Below are 19426 nucleotides of genomic sequence, written 5' to 3'. Positions count from 1 at the left end.
GAATTATTCGTCGGTTTTTTGCTATCTGACGCATGATGATTGCAAAATTAACCACCGTCACTATCATTGTCCCGTGATTGTCAGAGGCGAGTGCATGGAAACCCGAAAGAAAAATAACAGTGAATTTATTCCCGTTTTTCAACGTTCTTTTTTAAAACCGAAATACTGGGGCAACTGGCTGGCGATTGGTGCGCTGGCGGGTATGGCAATGCTGCCTGCCAAAGTACGCGATCCGATTCTGGGCGGATTAGGTCGGTTTGCCGGTAAGCTGGCAAAAAGTGCGCGTCGTCGTGCGCTGATCAATCTCTACTATTGCCTGCCGGAGTTGAGCGAAGCGCAGCGCGAAGAGATTGCTGATCGTATGTTTGCCACCGCGCCGCAGGCGATGGTGATGATGGCTGAACTGGGGATGCGCGATCCGGCACGTGTGAGTCAGCGCGTTGACTGGCACGGTCGCGAAATCATTGAAGCGTTACAGGCCAACCAGGAGAATGTGATCTTCCTGGTGCCACACGGTTGGGGTGTGGACATTCCGGCGATGTTGCTGGCTTCGGAAGGGCAGAAGATGGCGGCGATGTTCCATAATCAGAGCGATCCACTGCTGGATTATGTGTGGAACACCGTGCGCCGCCGCTTTGGTGGACGCATGCATGCGCGCAATGACGGTATTAAACCGTTTATCGCCTCGGTGCGTCAGGGCTATTACGGTTACTATCTGCCGGATCAGGATCATGGCCCGGAGCACAGTGAGTTTGTGGATTTCTTTGCCACCTATAAAGCGACATTGCCCGCCGTCGGACGTTTGATGAAGGTCTGCCGCGCTCGCGTGGTGCCACTGTTCCCGGTGTATAACAGCGAGACACATCGGCTGGAAATCTATGTGCGTCCGCCGATGGATGATTTGCTGGATGCCGATGACAACACCCTGGCACGACGTATGAACGAGGAAGTTGAGGTGTTTGTCCGGCCGCATCCGGAACAATACACCTGGATTCTGAAGCTACTGAAAACGCGCAAAGAGGGCGACATTGAACCCTATTCGCGTGACGAGCTTTATCCACGTAAGAAATAATAAAGGGGCCGATTGGCCCCTTATTCATTCTACCGCTTGAACATGACTGCGTCGTTTACGTTCACGCAGGAACAGAATCACCAGGCCAAACCACAACACGCCTGCCACAAAGTTAATACCGCTAAACCACGGTGTGCCACCACTGAAATAGCCTGCTTTCGCCAGCTCAATGCCGATGGCTAACGTTAAGATACTGATCATACCCAGCATCGCCGCCACACTGCCTTTACCTTCATTGCTGGAATAAAGCGTCAGGCGATAGAGTCCCGCATTCACCATGCCCGCGCCAAAGGCGTACAGGCTTAATCCCGCGGTCAGCAGCAGGTAGGTATGGCTGTCGAGCAGGTTAGCCAGCAGCGAGATGCTTAAACCGATCAGAATCGGCCAGGCAGCGAATTTCACCGGTTGTTCAATCGGCACGCGTCCCGCCAGTTTGCCCAGCGTCAGGTTTCCGGCAATCATCGCGAGGAATACCGGTAGCTGCAGCAGCGCATACTCCATGCGTGATAAACCTTCATCGTGCATCAGGATCACGGGTGACAGCGCAACCCAGGTCAGAATCGGGATAAACACCAGACCAATAGCGAATGATCCGTACATCACCTGACGATCGCGTGCTAAACGGCCATAAGCGCGCGCCAGGTTGGGCAGGGCGATGGAGTGGCTACGATCGCCGGCGGTTTCCGGCATGATGCGCCACAGCACCACGAAAGCCACCACGCTGCAAATTGCAAATAACCAGAACATGCTGCGCCATTCACCCACCGTTAACCAGGCGGCACCTGCCAGCGGACCGGCGAGAGGAGCCAGGAGCGCTACGTTTGCCATCAGCGCCATCATGCGCACGGCTAAAGCCTCATCAAACGCTTCCTGCACCGCCGCGTAACTCACTGCGCCGATAAAGCACAGGCTGATGCCTTGAATAAAGCGCAACGTGACAAACTGTTCGATGTTGCTCACCCAGGTGGTGAGAATGCAGGCCGCGGCAAAGAATAAAATGCCGAACAGTAGGACCGGACGGCGGCCATATTTGTCCGAGAGCGGGCCAAGCAGCCACTGCAGCACCACGCCGCCCATCAGATAAGCGGTCAGTGAGGTTGAGACCCACTCCGGGCCCACATTGAACTCTGTGATCACCAGCAGCATGCCGGGTTGAATCATGTCATGGGCGATATAGGTCGCGAATTCAAACAGTACCAGGGCGAGCGGAAACAGCAGCACCCGTCCGGTGAGTTGCGTAATCGGTTGAAAGCGGGCCATCTGGCCTCCTTGTCAGAGAAAAAATAAAAACGCGACTGCCAGGCAGTCGCGTTTGTCCATGTTGTTACAGCCGCTGTCGGTAGTGCGTGAGCGTTTAGTCTACGCGCAGGACTCGGCTGGTATTGGTGGTGCCGGTGGTCGCCATCACGTCGCCCTGGGTGACAATCACCAGGTCGCCAGAGACGAGGAAACCTTTGTCGCGCAGCAGGTTCACTGCATCATGCGCGGCGGCAACACCATCATTGTTGCTATCGAAGAACACCGGCGTCACGCCACGGAACAGCGCGGTCAGGTTCAATGTACGTTCGTGACGTGACATGGCGAAGATCGGCAGACCGGATGTGATACGTGAAGTCATCAGCGCGGTACGGCCCGATTCGGTCATGGTGATGATGGCGGAAACACCCTGAAGGTGGTTAGCAGCATACATCGCAGACATCGCAATCGCTTCTTCAACGTTGTCGAACTGCACTTCAAGGCGGTGCTTAGACACGTTGACGCTAGGAATTTTTTCCGCGCCGAGGCACACTTTCGCCATCGCAGACACGGTTTCGGCAGGATACTGACCGGCAGCAGTTTCAGCGGACAGCATCACGGCATCAGTACCATCCAGCACGGCGTTCGCCACGTCCATAACTTCGGCACGGGTTGGCATCGGGTTGGTGATCATCGACTCCATCATCTGCGTGGCGGTAATGATGGTGCGGTTCAGCTGACGCGCACGACGAATCAGTGCCTTCTGAATACCGACCAGTTCTGGGTCGCCAATCTCAACGCCGAGGTCACCACGTGCCACCATCACCACGTCAGAAGCGAGGATGATATCATCCATCGCTTCCTGTGACGCAACGGCTTCTGCACGTTCGACTTTGGCCACCAGTTTGGCATCACAACCTGCATCGCGCGCCAGACGGCGGGCATAGTTCATGTCTTCGCCATTACGCGGGAAGGATACCGCCAGGTAATCCACGCCGATTTTCGCAGCGGTGACGATATCCACTTTGTCTTTCTCAGTCAGCGCTTCTGCAGACAGACCGCCGCCGAGTTTATTGATGCCTTTATTATTTGAGAGCGGGCCGCCAACGGTGACTTCGGTGAACACTTTTACGCCCTGAACTTCCAGCACCTTCAACTGCACACGACCATCATCCAGCAGCAGGATGTCGCCTGGCACCACGTCTTCTGGCAGGCCTTTGTAGTCGATACCGACTTTCTCTTTGTCGCCTTCGCCTTTGCTCATATCCGCATCCAGCAGGAAGCGATCGCCGACATTCAGGAAGACTTTGCCTTCTTTGAAGGTAGAAACACGAATTTTAGGACCTTGCAGGTCGCCCAGAATCGCCACGTGACGACCAAGCTTGGCGGCAATCTCACGCACCTTGTTGGCGCGCATCTGGTGATCTTCCGCGGTGCCGTGGGAGAAATTGAGTCGCACCACGTTCGCGCCCGCCGCGATGATTTTTTCGAGGTTATTGTCGCGATCGGTGGCTGGGCCGAGGGTAGTTACGATCTTGGTTCTTCTGAGACGTCTTGACATGAAGGACTCCGTTGACAAAGGTTCGTGTCACTCTCAAGGGGACACGGTGTAATCGCATATTCTATATGATCGATGGGCTGTGATTCGACTCACATTGTGAATGTGATGTTAACTATTTTACAGCACCCGCTTTTCCAGGCGCGAATCTTTGAGCGCTTCTTTTACTCGTTTCAGATTTTCGCGGAATGCCGCGCCGCGCTCAAGGGTAAAACCTGTCGCCAAAACATCAACCACGGTTAATTGCGCAAGGCGGGAAACCATCGGCAGGTAGATATCCGTATCTTCAGGTACATCGAGCGTCAGTGCGAGGGTTGCTTCTGCCGCAAGGGGTGAACCCGGAGAGGTGATAGCCAGAACTGTGGAAGCGTTTACACGCGCCAGGCGAGCCAGTTCTATCATATTTTTGGTTCGACCAGTATGTGATATGAGAACAAAAACGTCATTTGGTCCACTATTTATGCAACTCATGCGCTGGATCACAATATCCTCTGACCAGATGACCGGCAGATTAAAGCGCAGGAATTTATTGGTCGCATCGTGAGCCACCACAGCAGAAGCGCCGAGACCAAAAAAGGCAATTTTTTTAGCCTGAGTGAGTGCTGAAACGGCTTGATCGATCACCTGCATATCCAGCTGCTGGCGCACATGGCTTAGCCCGGCCAGCGCTGAATCAAAAATCTTGTGGCTGTAACTTTCGACGCTGTCATTTTCTTCCACATCGCGGCTGACCCAGTTTGGGGCTTTCGCCAGACTCTGCGCCAGGCGTAATTTGAAGTCGGGGAAGCCGCGTGTGCCCATGCGATGACAAAAACGATTCACCGTGGGTTCGCTGACGTCGGCAGCACGGGCCAGAGTGGCAATGCTGGAGTGCATCGCCTGCTGCGGAGCAGCCAGAATCTGTTCTGCCACTTTTCGTTCAGATTTGCTCAGCGCGTCAAGTTGCGCCTGAATATGTTCCAGCATGTCGTTAACCTGATGCGCCTCAATTACTTTTATCGCGTTCATCACATGATAAAACGCTGCCAATTCACAAGAATATACCGTGTAATACGCCCTCGCACGCAGCAGCGGACAAATGTAAGCACGTTTTTTTTGTCATACTTTGATCGTTGCCGGGTTTTACTCCGACAAACATCGAAACAGAAAAAGTGCCGAAAGCGCACACGACAACACACCTTTGTTCGCCATCATGTTCAAAGTAATGGCTAATGCCACACCGCGTCTGGGTTGTTCCGATGCGGGGAAAAAAGTACATTGTGCTGTAAGAAAATTACAATAAGGACCTGGGATGATGAGGACGCTCAAACCGGGTATATCCTGCAACGAGGAGAGGAAAATGGCGGTAACACAAACAGCCCAGGCATGCGATCTGGTTATTTTCGGTGCCAAAGGCGATCTTGCTCGCCGGAAACTGTTGCCTTCACTGTATCAGCTGGAGAAAGCCGGTCAGATTCACGAAACCACACGCATTATCGGCGTGGGGCGCGCGGAGTGGGACAAAGACGCGTACACCAAAGTGGTCCGTGAAGCGCTGGAAACCTTCATGAAGGAGAAAATCGACGAAGCGCTGTGGGACAAACTCAGCAGCCGTCTCGATTTCTGCAACCTCGACGTTAACGACACCTCGCATTTCACCAAGCTGGGCAAGATGCTTGACCAGAAAGATCGTGTCACCATCAACTACTTCGCGATGCCGCCAAGCACCTTTGGGGCGATTTGTGACGGTTTGGGCGCAGCCAAGCTGAATGCCAAACCGGCGCGCGTGGTGATGGAGAAGCCACTCGGCACCTCATTAGCGACCTCGCAAGAGATCAATGACAGCGTTGGCAAGTACTTCGAAGAGAGTCAGGTGTTCCGTATCGACCACTATCTCGGTAAAGAGACGGTACTGAACCTGCTGGCGTTGCGTTTCGCTAACTCCATCTTCGTGAATAACTGGGACAACCGCACCATCGACCACGTGCAGATTACTGTGGCGGAAGAGGTGGGTATCGAAGGCCGTTGGGGTTACTTCGATAAAGCTGGCCAGATGCGCGACATGATCCAGAACCACCTGTTGCAGATCCTCACCATGATCGCCATGTCACCGCCATCCGATCTCAGCGCGGATGCGATCCGTGATGAGAAAGTGAAGGTGCTACGTTCACTGCGCCGTATCGACCAGACCAACGTGCGCGAAAAAACCGTGCGTGGCCAGTACACTGCGGGCTTCGTCCAGGGCAAAAAAGTGCCAGGCTACCTGGAAGAAGAGGGCGCTAACAAGCAGAGCGCCACCGAGAGCTTTGTGGCGATTCGTGTCGATATCGACAACTGGCGCTGGGCGGGCGTGCCGTTCTACCTGCGTACCGGAAAGCGTTTGCCGACCAAATGCTCTGAGGTTGTGGTGTACTTTAAGAACCCAGAGATGAACCTGTTCAAAGACTCCTACGCTGAACTGCCGCAGAACAAGCTGACCATTCGTCTGCAGCCGGACGAAGGTGTGGATATCGAGATCCTGAACAAAGTGCCGGGTCTGGATCACAAGCACAAACTGCAGACCACCAAGCTGGATCTGAGCTACTCCGAGACCTTTAACCAGTCACATCTGGCGGATGCTTACGAGCGTCTACTGCTGGAAACCATGCGCGGTATTCAGGCGCTGTTCGTACGCCGTGACGAAGTGGAAGCCGCATGGGGCTGGGTGGATTCCATCATTGATGCGTGGAACGCCGATGCCGAAGCGCCTAAGCCTTATCAGGCCGGCACCTGGGGCCCGGTGGCTTCCGTTGCAATGATTACCCGTGATGGCCGTTCGTGGAATGAGTTTGAATAATTTGTGATGGCACAGCCAGTGATCTAACGGCTGGTTTTGTATTATATACAACTGATAAACGCTTTCGATGATGATCACCGAAAGCGTTTTTTTATTTCTATAAAATGTAAGCGTTGACGGGTCAGAAAGCGTGTAACAGTATTTGCTGCACGGAGCAGGTTGTTCAAATAAAGGAATATTGTGTGAATACGTTAGTAAAAAATGCATGGAGTTCAGCCGGTATGATATTGGGAGCGATAGCTCTAATTATCAGCCTTATCCACTTCTCGACTGGGCCTTACTCGGCACCTCCTTCGCTTGAGAATGTCGTCGCCAGACACGTTAGCGAGATTAAAAAAGGTGTCATCGACGGATTGAAAGGCAAAGCTCCTTCCTCAAGTGAACCCGTTAGAAAAATAAATATCGATCAAATACTAACTACCGTTGTTCTTAGCATCGCTACGGCGGCCTTACTCATGGCCTTCGTTGGTGGTATGCGTAAAGAGAACAAATGGAGTGTCAGGGGCGCGCTGATATTTGGCTGCGGAACGCTCGCATTCCATGCCATTTTGCTGGGCATGGCATTCGCTTACGCGATTATCCTGCTACTTATCGTGTTGTCATTGATATCTGGTTTTTTTGGATAGAGATTTATGTCAGGCAATGGGATTCATGGTGCGGAAGGGAAAAAACTCTCATTGGAAAATTCATTTTTCTTAAAATTGAACCAGAGTTTCAATAATTTTTGATATCCGATAGACGCCGCTCCAGCCAATCTTGTATGGTAGAGCCCAAACATTGACAGCCGGATGTGAGTCGGGCTGATGCCACTAAGGAAACCTGATGAAGAACTGGAAAACCACTGCTGAACAGATCATGACAACGGGCCCGGTTGTGCCGGTGATTGTGGTGAACAAACTGGAACACGCCGTGCCGATGGCCAAAGCGCTGGTGGCGGGTGGCGTGCGCGTGCTGGAAGTGACGCTGCGTACCCCGGTGGCGATGGATGCGCTGCGTGCGATGATCAAAGAAGTGCCGGAAGCGATTGTCGGTGCGGGCACGGTGATCAACACCCAGCAGTTAAAAGAAGTCACCGATGCCGGTGCGCAGTTCGTGATCAGCCCAGGTTTAACCGAGCCGTTGCTGAAAGCCGCGGTTGAAGGTCCGGTGCCATTGATTCCGGGCATCAGCACCGTTTCTGAACTGATGTTAGGGATGGATTACGGTCTGCGTGAGTTTAAGTTCTTTCCGGCGGAAGCTAACGGTGGTGTGAAAGCACTGTCAGCGATTGGCGGTCCGTTCCCGCAGGTGCGTTTCTGCCCAACCGGCGGTATCTCACCGGCCAACTACCGTGACTATCTGGCGCTGAAAAGCGTGCTGTGTATTGGTGGTTCGTGGCTGGTGCCGAACGATGCGCTGGAAAGCGGTGACTGGGATCGTATTACACGTCTGGCGCGTGAAGCCGTCGAAGGTGCGAAGTAACGCATTTGCAGATTTGCCAGGGTGCGAATTACGCATACTGAAAGGGCGGCCTGGTAGCCGCCCTTATACGTTGTCTCTACAGACGAATAGCAGGCGAGGGGATTAGCCCTCAACTTTCACGGCTGCGGCACTCGCCACGGCACGTGCAATCGCCTCATCGGTATTGTCACCGGTTGCCAGCGCCACGCCCAGACGACGTTGACCAGCAATCTCTGGCTTGCCGAACAGACGCAATTGCAGTCCCGCGCCCAATGCCGCTTCGATGTTAACGAACTGCACGTTGTTGCTGTCCAGCTGTGGCAGGATTACCGCCGAGGCTGCAGGGCCATACTGGCGAATACCGCCGATTGGCAGGCCAAGGAACGCGCGCACATGCAGCGCAAATTCTGACAGATCCTGTGAAATCAGCGTCACCATGCCGGTATCGTGTGGGCGGGGAGAGACTTCGCTGAATACCACCTCATCACCGCAGACAAAAAGCTCAACGCCAAACAGACCGTATCCGCCCAGGGCTTTCACCACCTTAGATGCGATGTCTTGTGCGCGCTGCAGCGCCAAATCGGTCATTTGCTGCGGCTGCCAGGATTCACGGTAATCGCCATCTTCCTGACGATGACCGATCGGCGCACAGAAATGAATGCCATCCACTGCGCTGATGGTCAGCAGGGTGATTTCGAAATCAAACTTCACCACGCCTTCAACGATTACACGACCTGCACCGGCACGACCACCTTGCTGCGCGTAGTCCCAGGCTTTATCCAACTGGCTGGCTTCGCGGATGAAGCTCTGACCTTTACCCGATGAGCTCATCACCGGTTTAACGATGCACGGAAAACCAATTTCATTGGCGGCCGCAACGAAATTCTCTTTGCTGTCAGCAAACTGATAGGTCGAGGTCGGTAACGACAACTCTTCTGCCGCCAGACGGCGAATACCTTCGCGGTTCATGGTCAGGCGCGCAGCACGGGCGGTAGGCACCACTTTCTGGCCTTGCGCTTCGAGTTCCAGCAGTTTTTCGGTGGCGATAGCTTCAATTTCTGGCACCACGAAGTGCGGCTTCTCCTGCGCGATTAACGCAGCCAGCGCATCACCGTCCAGCATATTGATCACATGGCTACGGTGCGCAACGTGCATCGCAGGGGCATCGGCATAACGATCCACTGCAATCACTTCCACACCCAGACGCTGACACTCCAGCGCCACTTCTTTGCCCAGTTCGCCTGAACCTAACAGCATCACACGCGTTGCGGCAGGGCGCAGCGCGGTTCCGAGAGTCGTCATAATTTCACCTTAGCAGTCAAAATGCGCGCGCAGTATATACGAAAACGTTTGCGTACTCACGCATTCGGCTTAAACAGGTTTGCCATACTTTTCCCGCTCTGACGTTACCTGACACTCGCTACGGCAGCATGGAACGCGGAAACTTAAACAGGAGTTAAACGATGAGCAATTGGTTGCAGCAAATCCAGTCGGTGCTGGCGAAAAAGGGCGGCGACGGCAAAGCTGGCGGTTTGAGCGATATGCTGGCACCCGGCGCGCTGGGTGGTTTAGCGGGATTGCTGGTGGCCAGCAAGTCCACGCGAAGCCTGTTGACCAAATATGGTGGTAAAGCCTTGCTGGTCGGCGGCGGTGCGGCAGCAGGTGCTGTGCTGTGGAATAAGTACAAGCAGCGCGTGCGTGAAACCCATCAGGATGAGCCGGGATTTGGTCAGCTGCAGACGCCCGTTGACCAGCGCGCTGAACGTCTGGTGGCTGCGTTAGTGTTTGCTGCCAAGAGTGACGGCCATATTGACGATCGTGAACGCGCCGCTATTGAGCAGAACATCCACCAGGCGGGTTATGGTTCACAGGCGGAAACGCTGATTCAGCAAGCGATGAACCGTCCACTCGATCCGCAGTGGCTGGCGGCAGATGTCAAAAACGAAGAAGAGGCGCTGGAACTGTACTTCCTCAGCTGTGCCGCTATCGATGTGGATCACTTTATGGAGCGTAGCTATCTCTCTGCACTGGGTGATGCCCTGAAGATCCCACAGGATGTGCGCGACGGGATTCAGCGCGATATTCAGGCGGAGAAAGCGGCGTAATTGAACAGAGGGCCTTGTCAGGGGCCCTTAACTACACTTCCTGTGCGCTGCTGCTTGGCTTCCCGCGTGATAAGTGCCACGCTTGCTGAATGTTGTCTTTCAGGGAAAGGAGCCAGAATGCATCAGCCACAAGCGAAAAAAATCCCTCATGTTATGAATCTGCACGGCGAATCGCGCACCGATAACTACTATTGGATGCGCGATGACGAACGTGAAAACCCAGAGATTCTGGAACATCTGCACGCCGAGAACGCGTACGGCAAAGCGATGATGGCATCGCAAGATAACCTGCAGGAACGGGTGTTAAAAGAGATCGTGGATCGCATCCCGCCGCAGGATCACTCCGTGCCCTATGTGAAGAACGGCTATCGCTATCAAAGCCGCTATGAAGTGGGGAACGAATATCCGCTCTATTTTCGCCAGCCGGTCGAAGCGCCAGCTGATGAGCCCTGGCAGCTGCTGATCGACGGTAATCAGCGTGCCTCACACAGCGATTTTTACACCATGGGCGCACTGGCGATCGCGCCCGATAACCAGGTGATGGCGCTGGCGGAAGATTTTCTGTCGCGCCGTCAGTATGGCATCCGCTTTCGTAATTTAGAGAGTGGTAGCTGGTATCCGGAAGTGCTGAGTGATGCTTCATCCAGCGTGGCGTGGGCCAATGATTCACGTACACTGTATTATGTGCGCAAGCATCCAAAAACGCTGCTGGCCTATCAGGTGTGGCGCCATGAGTTGGGCCATCCGCAATCCGACGATCAGCTAGTGTATGAAGAGAAGGATGAGAGCTTCCACCTCAGCGTGCACAAAACCACCTCCGAACACTTCATCCTGATTGCGATGTACAGCACTACTACCAGTGAGATACAGCTGATTGATGCCGAGTATCCGGATGCTCAGCCGCAGGTGTTCTGCCCGCGTCGCCGCGATCATGAGTACAGCATCGACCACTACAATCATCAGTTCTATATCCGCTCGAATCGTGATGGCAAAAACTTTGGCCTGTATCGCAGCGCATGGCTGGCCGAGAACCGCTGGCAGGCGTTGATTCCGGCACGCGATAACGTGGTGCTGGAGGATTTCCAACTGTTCCGCCACTGGCTGGTGGTGGAAGAGCGCCAGCGCGGCGTCAACACGCTGCGCCAGATCAACTGGGAAAGTGGAGAAAGCATCGGGATCGCCTTTGACGATCCGGCTTACGTCACCTGGCTGGCATACAATCCTTCACCGGAAAGTGACACGCTGCGTTATGGCTACTCATCCATGACCACGCCGACCACGCTGTTTGAACTCAATATGGAGACGGGCGATCGCCGGGTGTTGAAACAGACGCCGGTGCCGGGCTTCAACTCAGACGACTACAAAAGCGAACACCACTGGATCACCGTGCGTGATGGCACTGAAGTGCCGGTATCGCTGGTCTATCATCGCAAACACTTCAAACCGGGTAGCAATCCACTGCTGGCTTACGGCTACGGCGCTTACGGCAGTAGCATGGATGCCAGTTTCGGCACCAGTCGCATTAGCCTGCTAGAGCGCGGATTTGTCTACGCGATTATCCATGTGCGCGGTGGTGGCGAGCTGGGTCAGCAGTGGTACGACGATGGTCGCCTGAAAAATAAAATGAACAGCTTTACTGACTTCATCGATGTGACGCAGGCGCTGGTGGCGAAAGGTTTGGGTGATCCGCAACAGCTGTATGCGATGGGCGGCAGCGCCGGTGGTTTACTGATGGGCGGCGTGATCAATCTGGCGCCCGACCTGTTCAACGGCGTAGTGGCACAAGTGCCGTTTGTGGATGTGGTCACCACCATGCTGGATCCATCGATCCCGCTGACCACCGGCGAATATGATGAGTGGGGCAATCCGGAACATGAAGAGGATTACCACACCATTCGGCAGTACAGCCCGTATGACAACATTGAGGCCAAAGCCTATCCGCATCTGTTAGTCACAACCGGGCTGCACGATTCCCAGGTGCAGTATTGGGAACCGGCCAAGTGGGTGGCAAAACTGCGTGAGCTGAAAACTAACGACACGTTGTTACTGTTATGCACTGAGATGGACTCCGGGCATGGCGGTAAATCGGGGCGTTTCAAAGCATATGAAGGGGTGGCGCAGGAGTTTACTTTCCTGATCGGCCTGGCGCAGGGTAGCTTGCCAGACCGCGTCGATTACTGATCGACCTTCACGTACTTACGCAGCGCCTGCCGTAACGGTGGGCGCAAATCCCTCACGTTCTCCAGCACCCAGCGTAAATAGCCGGGATCTTTGCGCGCAATGCTGCCAATGCTCTGACCACGATATTTGCCAAACGGAAACACATCGCCGCTCACTTCAGCAGGTTGGCAGCGGCCGACCATATCACTGATGCTCCAGCCGGAAGTCTCCATGATGCGGATCAGCAGTGCGGCAGTGACATAGCAGTCATATAACGCACGGTGCGCATGCAGTTCAGAGGGTGGCGTGACGTCCAGCTTCAGGCTGTGACGCAGTGCCTGGTTTCCGTACTTAATGCCCGGCCACAGCTGGCGCGCCAGCGTCATAGTGCAAATCCATTCACCGGGCATGATCGGTAACATACGACGATCAAAGCTGGCATTGTGCGCCACGTAATGTGGGCTGCCATGATAGCGACCAATCGCTTCTTCAATCGTCGGCTTGTCGGCGACCATTGCTTCCGTAATGCGATGCACCGCCATGGCCTGACGGCTGATAGGGCGATCCGGGCAAATCAAATCGCTCATTGGATTGACGATCTGGCCGTCGATCACATCCACCGACGCCACTTCGACCACGCCGCCTTGCAAGCCACAGGTTTCGGTATCGATAACGCGTAACATAGATTAATTACTTCTGTTTAGGTTCGTAGGGCAGGCGAGAGAGGCTGAGCGATGCCTGACGGTAGCCCATCAAGCGCTGACGGAACCACTCGCGCAGGGCTTCCGGCTGCTCGCGCTCGACCATTTCCGCGATCACGGGCATGTTGTAGCGCTCTTTAAAGGCCACGCCTGCGGCGGCCAGATCGACATTCACTTTGTCTTTCTCTTCCTGCGACAACAGGGCAAGGTTTTGGCTCATGCATTTCTCCTGATAAACAGGGGCAAAAGTAATGGTTTCCCCTTTACGGATCAAGGAAATTGGATCGCACCGCAAGTCTCGACACGTCTTTGCCAGCGGCGTATCCTGCTGCCACGTTTGCGGCAGAGCGCCGCATTGCAAAGGGAAGAAGTGATGAAGAAAACTGCGTTAAACCCGATTGTGGCGCTGTTGCTGGCGTCATCCACGTTGGTCTTCAGTCAGTTTGCACTGGCACATGCTCACCTGAAAACGCCGGTTCCCGCTGACAAAGCGGTGATCGACAGCTCGCCACAAAATCTTACGCTGACCTTCACAGAAGATGTTGAGCCTGCCTTCAGCGGTGTAGAAGTGCTCAATGCACAGAATCAGCCGATGGCCGTGGAAAAAGCCAAACTTAACGACAAGCAGCATGATCAGTTGATCGTACCGATCAGCAAACCGCTGCCATCCGGCAACTATCAGGTGAACTGGCATGTGTTGTCCGTTGATGGACACAAAACCAAGGGAAGCTACGCGTTCAGCGTGAAGTAATCCATGGGTCTGAGTACGTTGTGGATCGTCCTGCGCGCCCTGCATTTTATTGCGGTGCTATTGCTGGCTGGCAGCGCGTTCTATACGGCTCTGCTGGCACCGCGGCGTTATCGCCCGGTGCTGGTGCAACGTTTGCACAAAATTTTAGTCACGACGGCGCTGTTAAGCCTGCTTAGCGCGGTGTTGATGCTGGCCACGCAAACCGGTTTGATGAGCGGCGACTGGCGCAATGTCGGTGACGTGGAAACCTGGCAGGCGGTTTTAGCGACGCGCTTCGGCGCAGTGTGGCGTTGGGAGCTGGGCTTCGCACTGCTGAGCACGCTGGCCTTGCTGATGCGTGGCACACTGCGCCAGCAGCTTTTGCTGGTGAGTGGTTTGTTACAGCTGGTGGCGCTGGCAGGCGTCGGGCACGCCGCCATGCGCGATGGTTTACCCGGCTTGCTGCAGCAGATCAATCATGCGCTTCACTTGATTGCCGCCGCGTTTTGGACCGGCGGTTTACTGCCCCTGTTGTTGCTGATGCGTGAGGCCCGACAGATTGCGTATCGCACCGATGCGATTCGCTGCATGATGCGCTTTTCGCGCTACGGGCATCTGGCTGTCGCACTGGCGCTGCTCACCGGGCTGATCAACAGCCTGATGATTGGTGGCACGCCGCTCAATTGGGGCACCACGTTGTGGAGTGCGATGCTGGTGGTCAAAGTGATGCTGGTGATGATGATGGTGGGCATTGCGTTGATCAATCGCTATGTTCTGGTGCCAGGTTTTCGCGTCGCGGGTAGTCACGCGCCGCAGCAGTTTATTCGCCTGACGCAGCTTGAGCTGCTGCTGGCCATTGTTGTTGTCGGATTGGTCAGCGTGTTTGCTACGCTGTCTCCGGCCTGAATTGTAATTAAAGAGAAAATGAGGTCGATATTTTGCTGAAGAAATTGATTCCAGCCTGCATTCTGATGGCACTGTGCAGCCAGGCGATGGCCGCGCAGATTATTACCGTCAGCCGCTTTGAGATTGGCAAAGACAAATGGCCGTTCACCCGCGAAGAGGTGATGCTGACCTGTGAGAAAGACGGCGCGCTGTTTGCCATCAATCCCAGCACCTTGTTGCAGTATCCGTTAAATGATAAAGCGCATGCACGCGCCGGCGCGGGTAAAGGCACTCAGCAATCCATCGATACCATCGTGGCGGAAGATAAAGCACATCCGGGCCAGAAGATGAGCCTGCAGCCGATCGTCGATCGCGCGCAACAGCTGTGCGGTAAGTAGTCCCTGCAAAAATTCGGGCGTAGCGCACAGTTTTGCCGCTACGCTTGCTTTCCCGGTGTGTCAGCACGATCACAGAGTTGGCAGCTTCCTTACCGCATCGTGACCGTTGGCTGGAAAATAATCACCCTTGGGCTACCTTTAAATGGCAAGGCGAACTCGCCTTCAAAAATGCCAACTTTTAGCGCACGGCTCTCAAAGAGCCATTTCCCTGGACCCGATACAGGAATCGTATTGGGTCTTTTTTTATATGATTGATTTTAATAGTTAAATTTAGTTCTTCGCCTTAATTTCCCGAAATTTGTCCGAAATTTTTATATCCGAATCAAACTCCACTCCCGCATTCCTTACCGCAATCTTTGCGCAAAATACCCGCAACTCGCCCAGTTATTCACCCAATCGCGCCTCGCTTCACGTGCTACATTTCCTCTCAGCCACATACCCACCATGCCAGCCAAAACGAGAGTCTTGAGATGTTCAAACCTGCTGTACTGTTCACCACTATCCTGCTGCTCAGCAGCTGCGCTCTGAAGCAATACCCGCAATCACCCAAAGTCAGTGATGAAGAAGCGCAAACCTACAACTGTGCGGCACTGGATCAAGAGATCGCCAAATCCCACAGTGTCCAACAGCAGATCGACAAAACCGGTGAGTTTGATGCGCTGACGGTGATTGGTTTCATCGGCGATTTTGGCATCGGCAACGGTATCGCTAAGGCTAGCGCCAACAAGCATGCCTCGACACGGTTAAATGAGCTGGAACAATTAAAAGCCGTGCGTTGTGGTCATCCAACGGCGTAATGAATTCAAGCCAGCACGAAAGATGCGGACATTTAACAGCAGCCAGTTAGCGTGAAAAATGGTATAAGAGTGCGCACTGTTTTTATTGCCGATTAATAAGGATCCTTCATGGCAAATGCGCAATATCTTCTCTGGGTAATGATTGGCACCTTAACGTTGCTGAGCCTCTTTATCGGTGTCGTGGTTGGCCGGACGAAAACGCCTCGTGTCGGCTTTGCGACCTTTGCCGGATTGTGGGTTTTCTTCCTGCTGGCGATATTCTTTCTCTCGCGCTAGAGAACACCATTTGCCACACGGCTAGTGTGGCAAATCAGTCAGTTAAGCGGTGTGGTGTAAAGCGGCACGATGCTGAGCAATCAGCGTGTCAGCCAGGTGGCGATCTTCTTCATGTTGCGACACGTAATATTCATAGGGATCGCGCACGCCAAGGCTTTCGATATAATCCAGATGAGCTTGTTTCACTTCACGGTTAATATATTGCACCACCTCTAATCCCAACTCATCCGCATAAACCGGCGCTTTGCTTTTTATTTCGCGGATCAAGTCCGCGTTATTTTGCATAAAAAGCTCAAGATCGATTTTATAATAGTCTTTCATTGCTCACTCCTTAAGAAAATACTGTCCTTTAAGCCTGGCACATACTGCTTATTGCGTGTGGCTTAAGATGCCAGCCATTCCGCAACACCGCCATGACGAGAACAGGTTCCACGATGATGGGTGCTGAAACTATAGGAACCATCGCGGCAGCGAGCGGTTGCGCCATCGGGGATGTCATTATTTTGCGTGTGTGCGGGACGATGAATCGATTGTCCTTCGCTGTTGATGTAACTGCCTTGCTCGATCAGTTCAACATGCTTTTTGGCGTGAGTGGGCATGCTGACCAGCAACAGCATCAGTGTGATAAAAGAAAGCGTTTTCATATTCTCATTGAGGTGGAGAAGGGATAGGACGTTATCGGCAGGAAGGACGAAAGCTTAAATTACCATCACTAGTGTAAGCGAAGCGTAAATCTTAATGATGAGAATGATAGTTAATATCATTTAACTTGTTCGGAATTGTCTGAGTTGATAAAGTGACCGCCGTCCCGCACAGAGCTAACGCCTTCAATGAGCGCCGGAGATAAGCGCCGGACGGGACTTTCATCAGGGCTGCAGGACGCAGCCACTGTTGAAACTTCTGAGATGTAAAATCCTTCAGCCCACAAACAGCAGATGCACCAAACGCGCCAGCGATTCCAGCAGCAACAGGCTGCCAATGAATATAAACACCAATACGCCAACAAATTGTTTACGGCTGCTCACGTTGCTCCCTCCCCTGGCTTCATCTCACCGGACTATACTTTATGCCGGGTTCACTAAACTTCCAGTCAACCGGGGAAGATTACATGTTTTACCAAACGGTAAGTGCCAAAACGTGGCGTAACATTTGGGTGGTCGGTGATTTACACGGTTGCCGCGCTCAACTGGATTCGCAGCTGATTCTGCATGACTTCGATAAAGAACAAGACCTGCTGCTGTCGGTTGGAGACTTGATCGATCGCGGTCCCGACAGCCCTGGCTGCTTGCAACTGTTGCAGGAGCCGTGGTTTCGCTGCGTGCGCGGTAATCATGAACAGATGGCGTTGTCGGCGCTGGAAGGGCAAGACCCCATGCTGTGGATGATGAACGGCGGTGACTGGTTCTGGCAGTTAAAAGGGGCAGACCTAATTGCGGCGCGCCATGCGCTGAAACGCTGTGCCGATCTGCCGCTGATTCTGCACCTTGAGTTAGCCGATCGCGTAGTGGTGATTGCTCATGCCGACTATCCATCCAGCCATTATGAGTTGGGTCAGGATGTGGATTGGCATCAGGTGGTGTGGAGCCGCGATCGGCTGGGACGTCATCATCGCGGCGCTTCCGCCAGTATCGACGGCGCGAGCGATTTCTATTTTGGCCACACGCCGCTGGAACAGCCGCTCAATGTGGCGAACCAGCATTACATCGACACCGGCGCTGTATTCGGTAATCGCTTAACGCTGGTTCAGCTTCAATAGCTTTAGCGGAATAAACGCCCGTCGCGCACCAGTTCGCGTGGATAGCTGTTCTTGATGCGGTTGCTGACCTTCTTAGCTAACCCCAATGGCTGTTGCTGATAGGTTACGATCATTTCATCGCGCGGCGGTGCGGTTTCAGGGCGAATATCCTGGCCGCGATACCAGCTTTCTGCCTCGGCTTCCGTCAGTTCAAAATCCAGTGCGCTGCCAGGTTGCGTCAGGGCAACCACGGCTTCATGCTGCCATCGATAGCCTTTCGGGAAGGTTTCCGCCAATTTTAATCCAATACGTGAAAAGCGTACTCTGCCGAGCCAGCTTTCCAGTGCGGCCGGGAATAGCCACAGCTCTTTATCGCGCTGCCACAACGAATGCTGATCATCCCACTCAATGCCCACTTTGGCTGCCGCTTGCTGCACTTCGGCGATCAGCTTGCGGCTGGCAGGCGAGAAGGGCAGTTTACCCACTTTATAAGTGGGAGCAGGTAGCGCCGGGATGCTGGCGGTTTTGCGCAGGCGCGCGACAAAGAAGCCTTCACTGTCGAAAATCTGTGGGAAGACGTGCAGGAAGCCTTCTGGCGTCAATGCACGCTCGGCACCATCAAACAAATCGCGCAACGGCACAATTTCAACTGCATCGGGATAGCGCTGCTGCAGCCAGGCAATCACCTGCTGATTCTCAATCTGGTTTAGTGTGCAGGTGGAATAGATCAACGTGCCGCCTGGCTGTAAGGCATGAAACGCACTGTCGAGCAGATCGCGCTGGGTCGCGGCAATCTCTTCGGTGCTGGCCAGCGTCCAGTTGCGCAGGGCATCGGCATCTTTGCGCACCACACCTTCGCCGGAGCAGGGCGCATCCAGCAGGATGGCATCAAACTGTTCGGGAAGGGCAGCGCCAAACACGCGGCCATCAAAGTGTGTCAGCGCCACGTTACTGACGCCACAGCGGCTGATATTGGCATGCAGCACTTTTACGCGGCTGGCTGAATATTCATTGGCAAGGATCACGCCTTCGTTGCGCATCAACGCAGCCATTTGCGTGGTTTTGGAGCCCGGTGCAGCGGCCACATCCATCACCTTGCGTGCTTCTGGCGCAGCATCAAATAATGCGGTGACCGGCAGCATGGAGCTGGCTTCCTGAATGTAGAACAAACCGCTCAGGTGCTCGGCCACACTGCCCAGCGGCAATGTCTCATCTTCCCGCTCGATCCAGAATCCTTCGGCGCACCAGGGAACCGGCGTCAGGCGCCAGCCGTAGTGCGCAGTGCGTGCTAAAAACGCCTCCACGCTGATTTTCAACGTATTGACGCGCAGGCTACGGCGCAGCGGCTGCTGGCTGATGGTCAGGAAACGCTGCAGTTCATTTTCATCAGCAAGGCTGGCGCGCATCAGCGCAAGGAAATCTTCAGGAAAGCGATCGGACACGGACATTTACCGGGGTATGAAATTAGGGGGGAAGTGTAACACGTGCAAATAAAACGGGCAGCCCGCAGGCTGCCCG

21 protein-coding genes are annotated in these 19426 nt (G+C 54.1%); 12 read left to right on the top strand and 9 right to left on the bottom strand.

The window, feature by feature from the left end; all coding sequences use genetic code 11:
* Nucleotides 1-94: 94 nt before the first annotated feature.
* Nucleotides 95-1072, top strand: a complete 978-nt coding sequence (gene lpxM, locus LBW88_RS05910) for a lauroyl-Kdo(2)-lipid IV(A) myristoyltransferase (RefSeq protein ID WP_224931738.1) — start codon at nt 95-97, stop codon at nt 1070-1072.
* Nucleotides 1073-1096: 24 nt separating this feature from the next.
* Here lpxM and LBW88_RS05905 read toward each other — a convergent pair whose 3' ends face one another.
* From LBW88_RS05905 to LBW88_RS05895, 3 genes are all read right to left on the bottom strand, one after another.
* A complete protein-coding gene (locus LBW88_RS05905) occupies nt 1097-2332 on the bottom strand; it encodes an MFS transporter (protein WP_224931740.1) in 1236 nt (411 codons plus the stop codon).
* Between the two features lie 94 nt (nt 2333-2426).
* Nucleotides 2427-3869 carry a pyruvate kinase gene (pyk, locus tag LBW88_RS05900; protein ID WP_224931742.1) on the bottom strand — a complete coding sequence of 481 codons (1443 nt, stop codon included), beginning with the start codon at nt 3867-3869 and terminating at the stop codon, nt 2427-2429.
* A 117-nt stretch (nt 3870-3986) separates the two neighbouring features.
* Complete coding sequence (locus LBW88_RS05895; protein ID WP_224931744.1) at nt 3987-4832, bottom strand: MurR/RpiR family transcriptional regulator; 846 nt, start codon at nt 4830-4832, stop codon at nt 3987-3989.
* A 373-nt stretch (nt 4833-5205) separates the two neighbouring features.
* On the opposite strand from LBW88_RS05895, the gene zwf reads away from it, so the two are divergent.
* The 3 genes from zwf (at nt 5206) to LBW88_RS05880 (ending at nt 8142) form a co-directional block, all read left to right on the top strand.
* Nucleotides 5206-6681 (top strand): glucose-6-phosphate dehydrogenase, encoded by a 1476-nt coding sequence (zwf, locus tag LBW88_RS05890; RefSeq protein WP_224931745.1) that lies wholly within the window; start codon nt 5206-5208, stop codon nt 6679-6681.
* Between the two features lie 182 nt (nt 6682-6863).
* Nucleotides 6864-7307, top strand: coding sequence for a hypothetical protein (locus tag LBW88_RS05885; protein WP_224931747.1), 444 nt, complete (start codon nt 6864-6866; stop codon nt 7305-7307).
* 196 nt (nt 7308-7503) lie between these two features.
* On the top strand, nt 7504-8142 hold the full coding sequence (locus LBW88_RS05880) for a bifunctional 4-hydroxy-2-oxoglutarate aldolase/2-dehydro-3-deoxy-phosphogluconate aldolase (RefSeq protein WP_034828669.1): 639 nt from the start codon (nt 7504-7506) through the stop codon (nt 8140-8142).
* Between the two features lie 102 nt (nt 8143-8244).
* Here the strand turns inward: LBW88_RS05880 and purT are convergent, their stop codons facing one another.
* Nucleotides 8245-9423, bottom strand: coding sequence for a formate-dependent phosphoribosylglycinamide formyltransferase (purT, locus tag LBW88_RS05875; RefSeq protein WP_224931748.1), 1179 nt, complete (start codon nt 9421-9423; stop codon nt 8245-8247).
* A gap of 161 nt (nt 9424-9584) precedes the next feature.
* Between purT and LBW88_RS05870 the strand changes: the two genes are divergently transcribed.
* Both LBW88_RS05870 and LBW88_RS05865 read left to right on the top strand, forming a co-directional pair.
* Complete coding sequence (locus LBW88_RS05870; RefSeq protein WP_224931749.1) at nt 9585-10226, top strand: tellurite resistance TerB family protein; 642 nt, start codon at nt 9585-9587, stop codon at nt 10224-10226.
* Nucleotides 10227-10343: 117 nt separating this feature from the next.
* Nucleotides 10344-12407 carry a prolyl oligopeptidase family serine peptidase gene (locus LBW88_RS05865; RefSeq protein ID WP_224931750.1) on the top strand — a complete coding sequence of 688 codons (2064 nt, stop codon included), beginning with the start codon at nt 10344-10346 and terminating at the stop codon, nt 12405-12407.
* Here the strand turns inward: LBW88_RS05865 and exoX are convergent.
* Together exoX and LBW88_RS05855 are read right to left on the bottom strand one after the other, a co-directional pair.
* On the bottom strand, nt 12401-13069 hold the full coding sequence (exoX, locus tag LBW88_RS05860) for an exodeoxyribonuclease X (protein ID WP_224931751.1): 669 nt from the start codon (nt 13067-13069) through the stop codon (nt 12401-12403). The genes LBW88_RS05865 and exoX overlap by 7 nt on opposite strands.
* 7 nt (nt 13070-13076) lie before the next feature.
* On the bottom strand, nt 13077-13307 hold the full coding sequence (locus tag LBW88_RS05855; RefSeq protein WP_084934460.1) for a DNA polymerase III subunit theta: 231 nt from the start codon (nt 13305-13307) through the stop codon (nt 13077-13079).
* Nucleotides 13308-13460: 153 nt separating this feature from the next.
* Between LBW88_RS05855 and copC the strand changes: the two genes are divergently transcribed.
* The 5 genes from copC to LBW88_RS05830 all read left to right on the top strand — a co-directional run bounded on the left by copC (nt 13461) and on the right by LBW88_RS05830 (nt 16173).
* Nucleotides 13461-13838, top strand: coding sequence for a copper homeostasis periplasmic binding protein CopC (copC, locus tag LBW88_RS05850; RefSeq protein ID WP_034828681.1), 378 nt, complete (start codon nt 13461-13463; stop codon nt 13836-13838).
* A 3-nt stretch (nt 13839-13841) separates the two neighbouring features.
* A complete protein-coding gene (copD, locus tag LBW88_RS05845) occupies nt 13842-14723 on the top strand; it encodes a copper homeostasis membrane protein CopD (protein WP_224931752.1) in 882 nt (293 codons plus the stop codon).
* Between the two features lie 29 nt (nt 14724-14752).
* Nucleotides 14753-15100 carry a YebY family protein gene (locus tag LBW88_RS05840; RefSeq protein ID WP_224932027.1) on the top strand — a complete coding sequence of 116 codons (348 nt, stop codon included), beginning with the start codon at nt 14753-14755 and terminating at the stop codon, nt 15098-15100.
* A gap of 470 nt (nt 15101-15570) precedes the next feature.
* On the top strand, nt 15571-15897 hold the full coding sequence (locus LBW88_RS05835) for a hypothetical protein (protein WP_224931753.1): 327 nt from the start codon (nt 15571-15573) through the stop codon (nt 15895-15897).
* Nucleotides 15898-16005: 108 nt separating this feature from the next.
* Nucleotides 16006-16173 (top strand): hypothetical protein, encoded by a 168-nt coding sequence (locus LBW88_RS05830; protein ID WP_167540447.1) that lies wholly within the window; start codon nt 16006-16008, stop codon nt 16171-16173.
* Between the two features lie 42 nt (nt 16174-16215).
* Here LBW88_RS05830 and LBW88_RS05825 read toward each other — a convergent pair whose 3' ends face one another.
* Both LBW88_RS05825 and LBW88_RS05820 read right to left on the bottom strand, forming a co-directional pair.
* The gene (locus LBW88_RS05825) at nt 16216-16494 is read right to left on the bottom strand and encodes a DUF6388 family protein (protein ID WP_224931754.1); all 279 of its coding nucleotides are present in this window, start codon (nt 16492-16494) and stop codon (nt 16216-16218) included.
* 62 nt (nt 16495-16556) lie between these two features.
* Nucleotides 16557-16817: a DUF3761 domain-containing protein gene (locus tag LBW88_RS05820; protein ID WP_224931755.1), complete on the bottom strand. Its 261-nt coding sequence runs from the start codon at nt 16815-16817 to the stop codon at nt 16557-16559.
* Nucleotides 16818-17281: 464 nt separating this feature from the next.
* Between LBW88_RS05820 and LBW88_RS05815 the strand changes: the two genes are divergently transcribed.
* Nucleotides 17282-17929: a metallophosphoesterase gene (locus tag LBW88_RS05815; protein WP_224932028.1), complete on the top strand. Its 648-nt coding sequence runs from the start codon at nt 17282-17284 to the stop codon at nt 17927-17929.
* A gap of 2 nt (nt 17930-17931) precedes the next feature.
* Here the strand turns inward: LBW88_RS05815 and rsmF are convergent, their stop codons facing one another.
* A complete protein-coding gene (gene rsmF, locus LBW88_RS05810; protein ID WP_224931757.1) occupies nt 17932-19356 on the bottom strand; it encodes a 16S rRNA (cytosine(1407)-C(5))-methyltransferase RsmF in 1425 nt (474 codons plus the stop codon).
* Nucleotides 19357-19426 lie beyond the last annotated feature (70 nt).

Source organism: Pantoea sp. alder81 (genome assembly GCF_020179835.1).
Taxonomy (GTDB): Bacteria; Pseudomonadota; Gammaproteobacteria; order Enterobacterales; family Enterobacteriaceae; genus Pantoea.
This window is presented reverse-complemented; position numbering and strand designations above follow the sequence as displayed.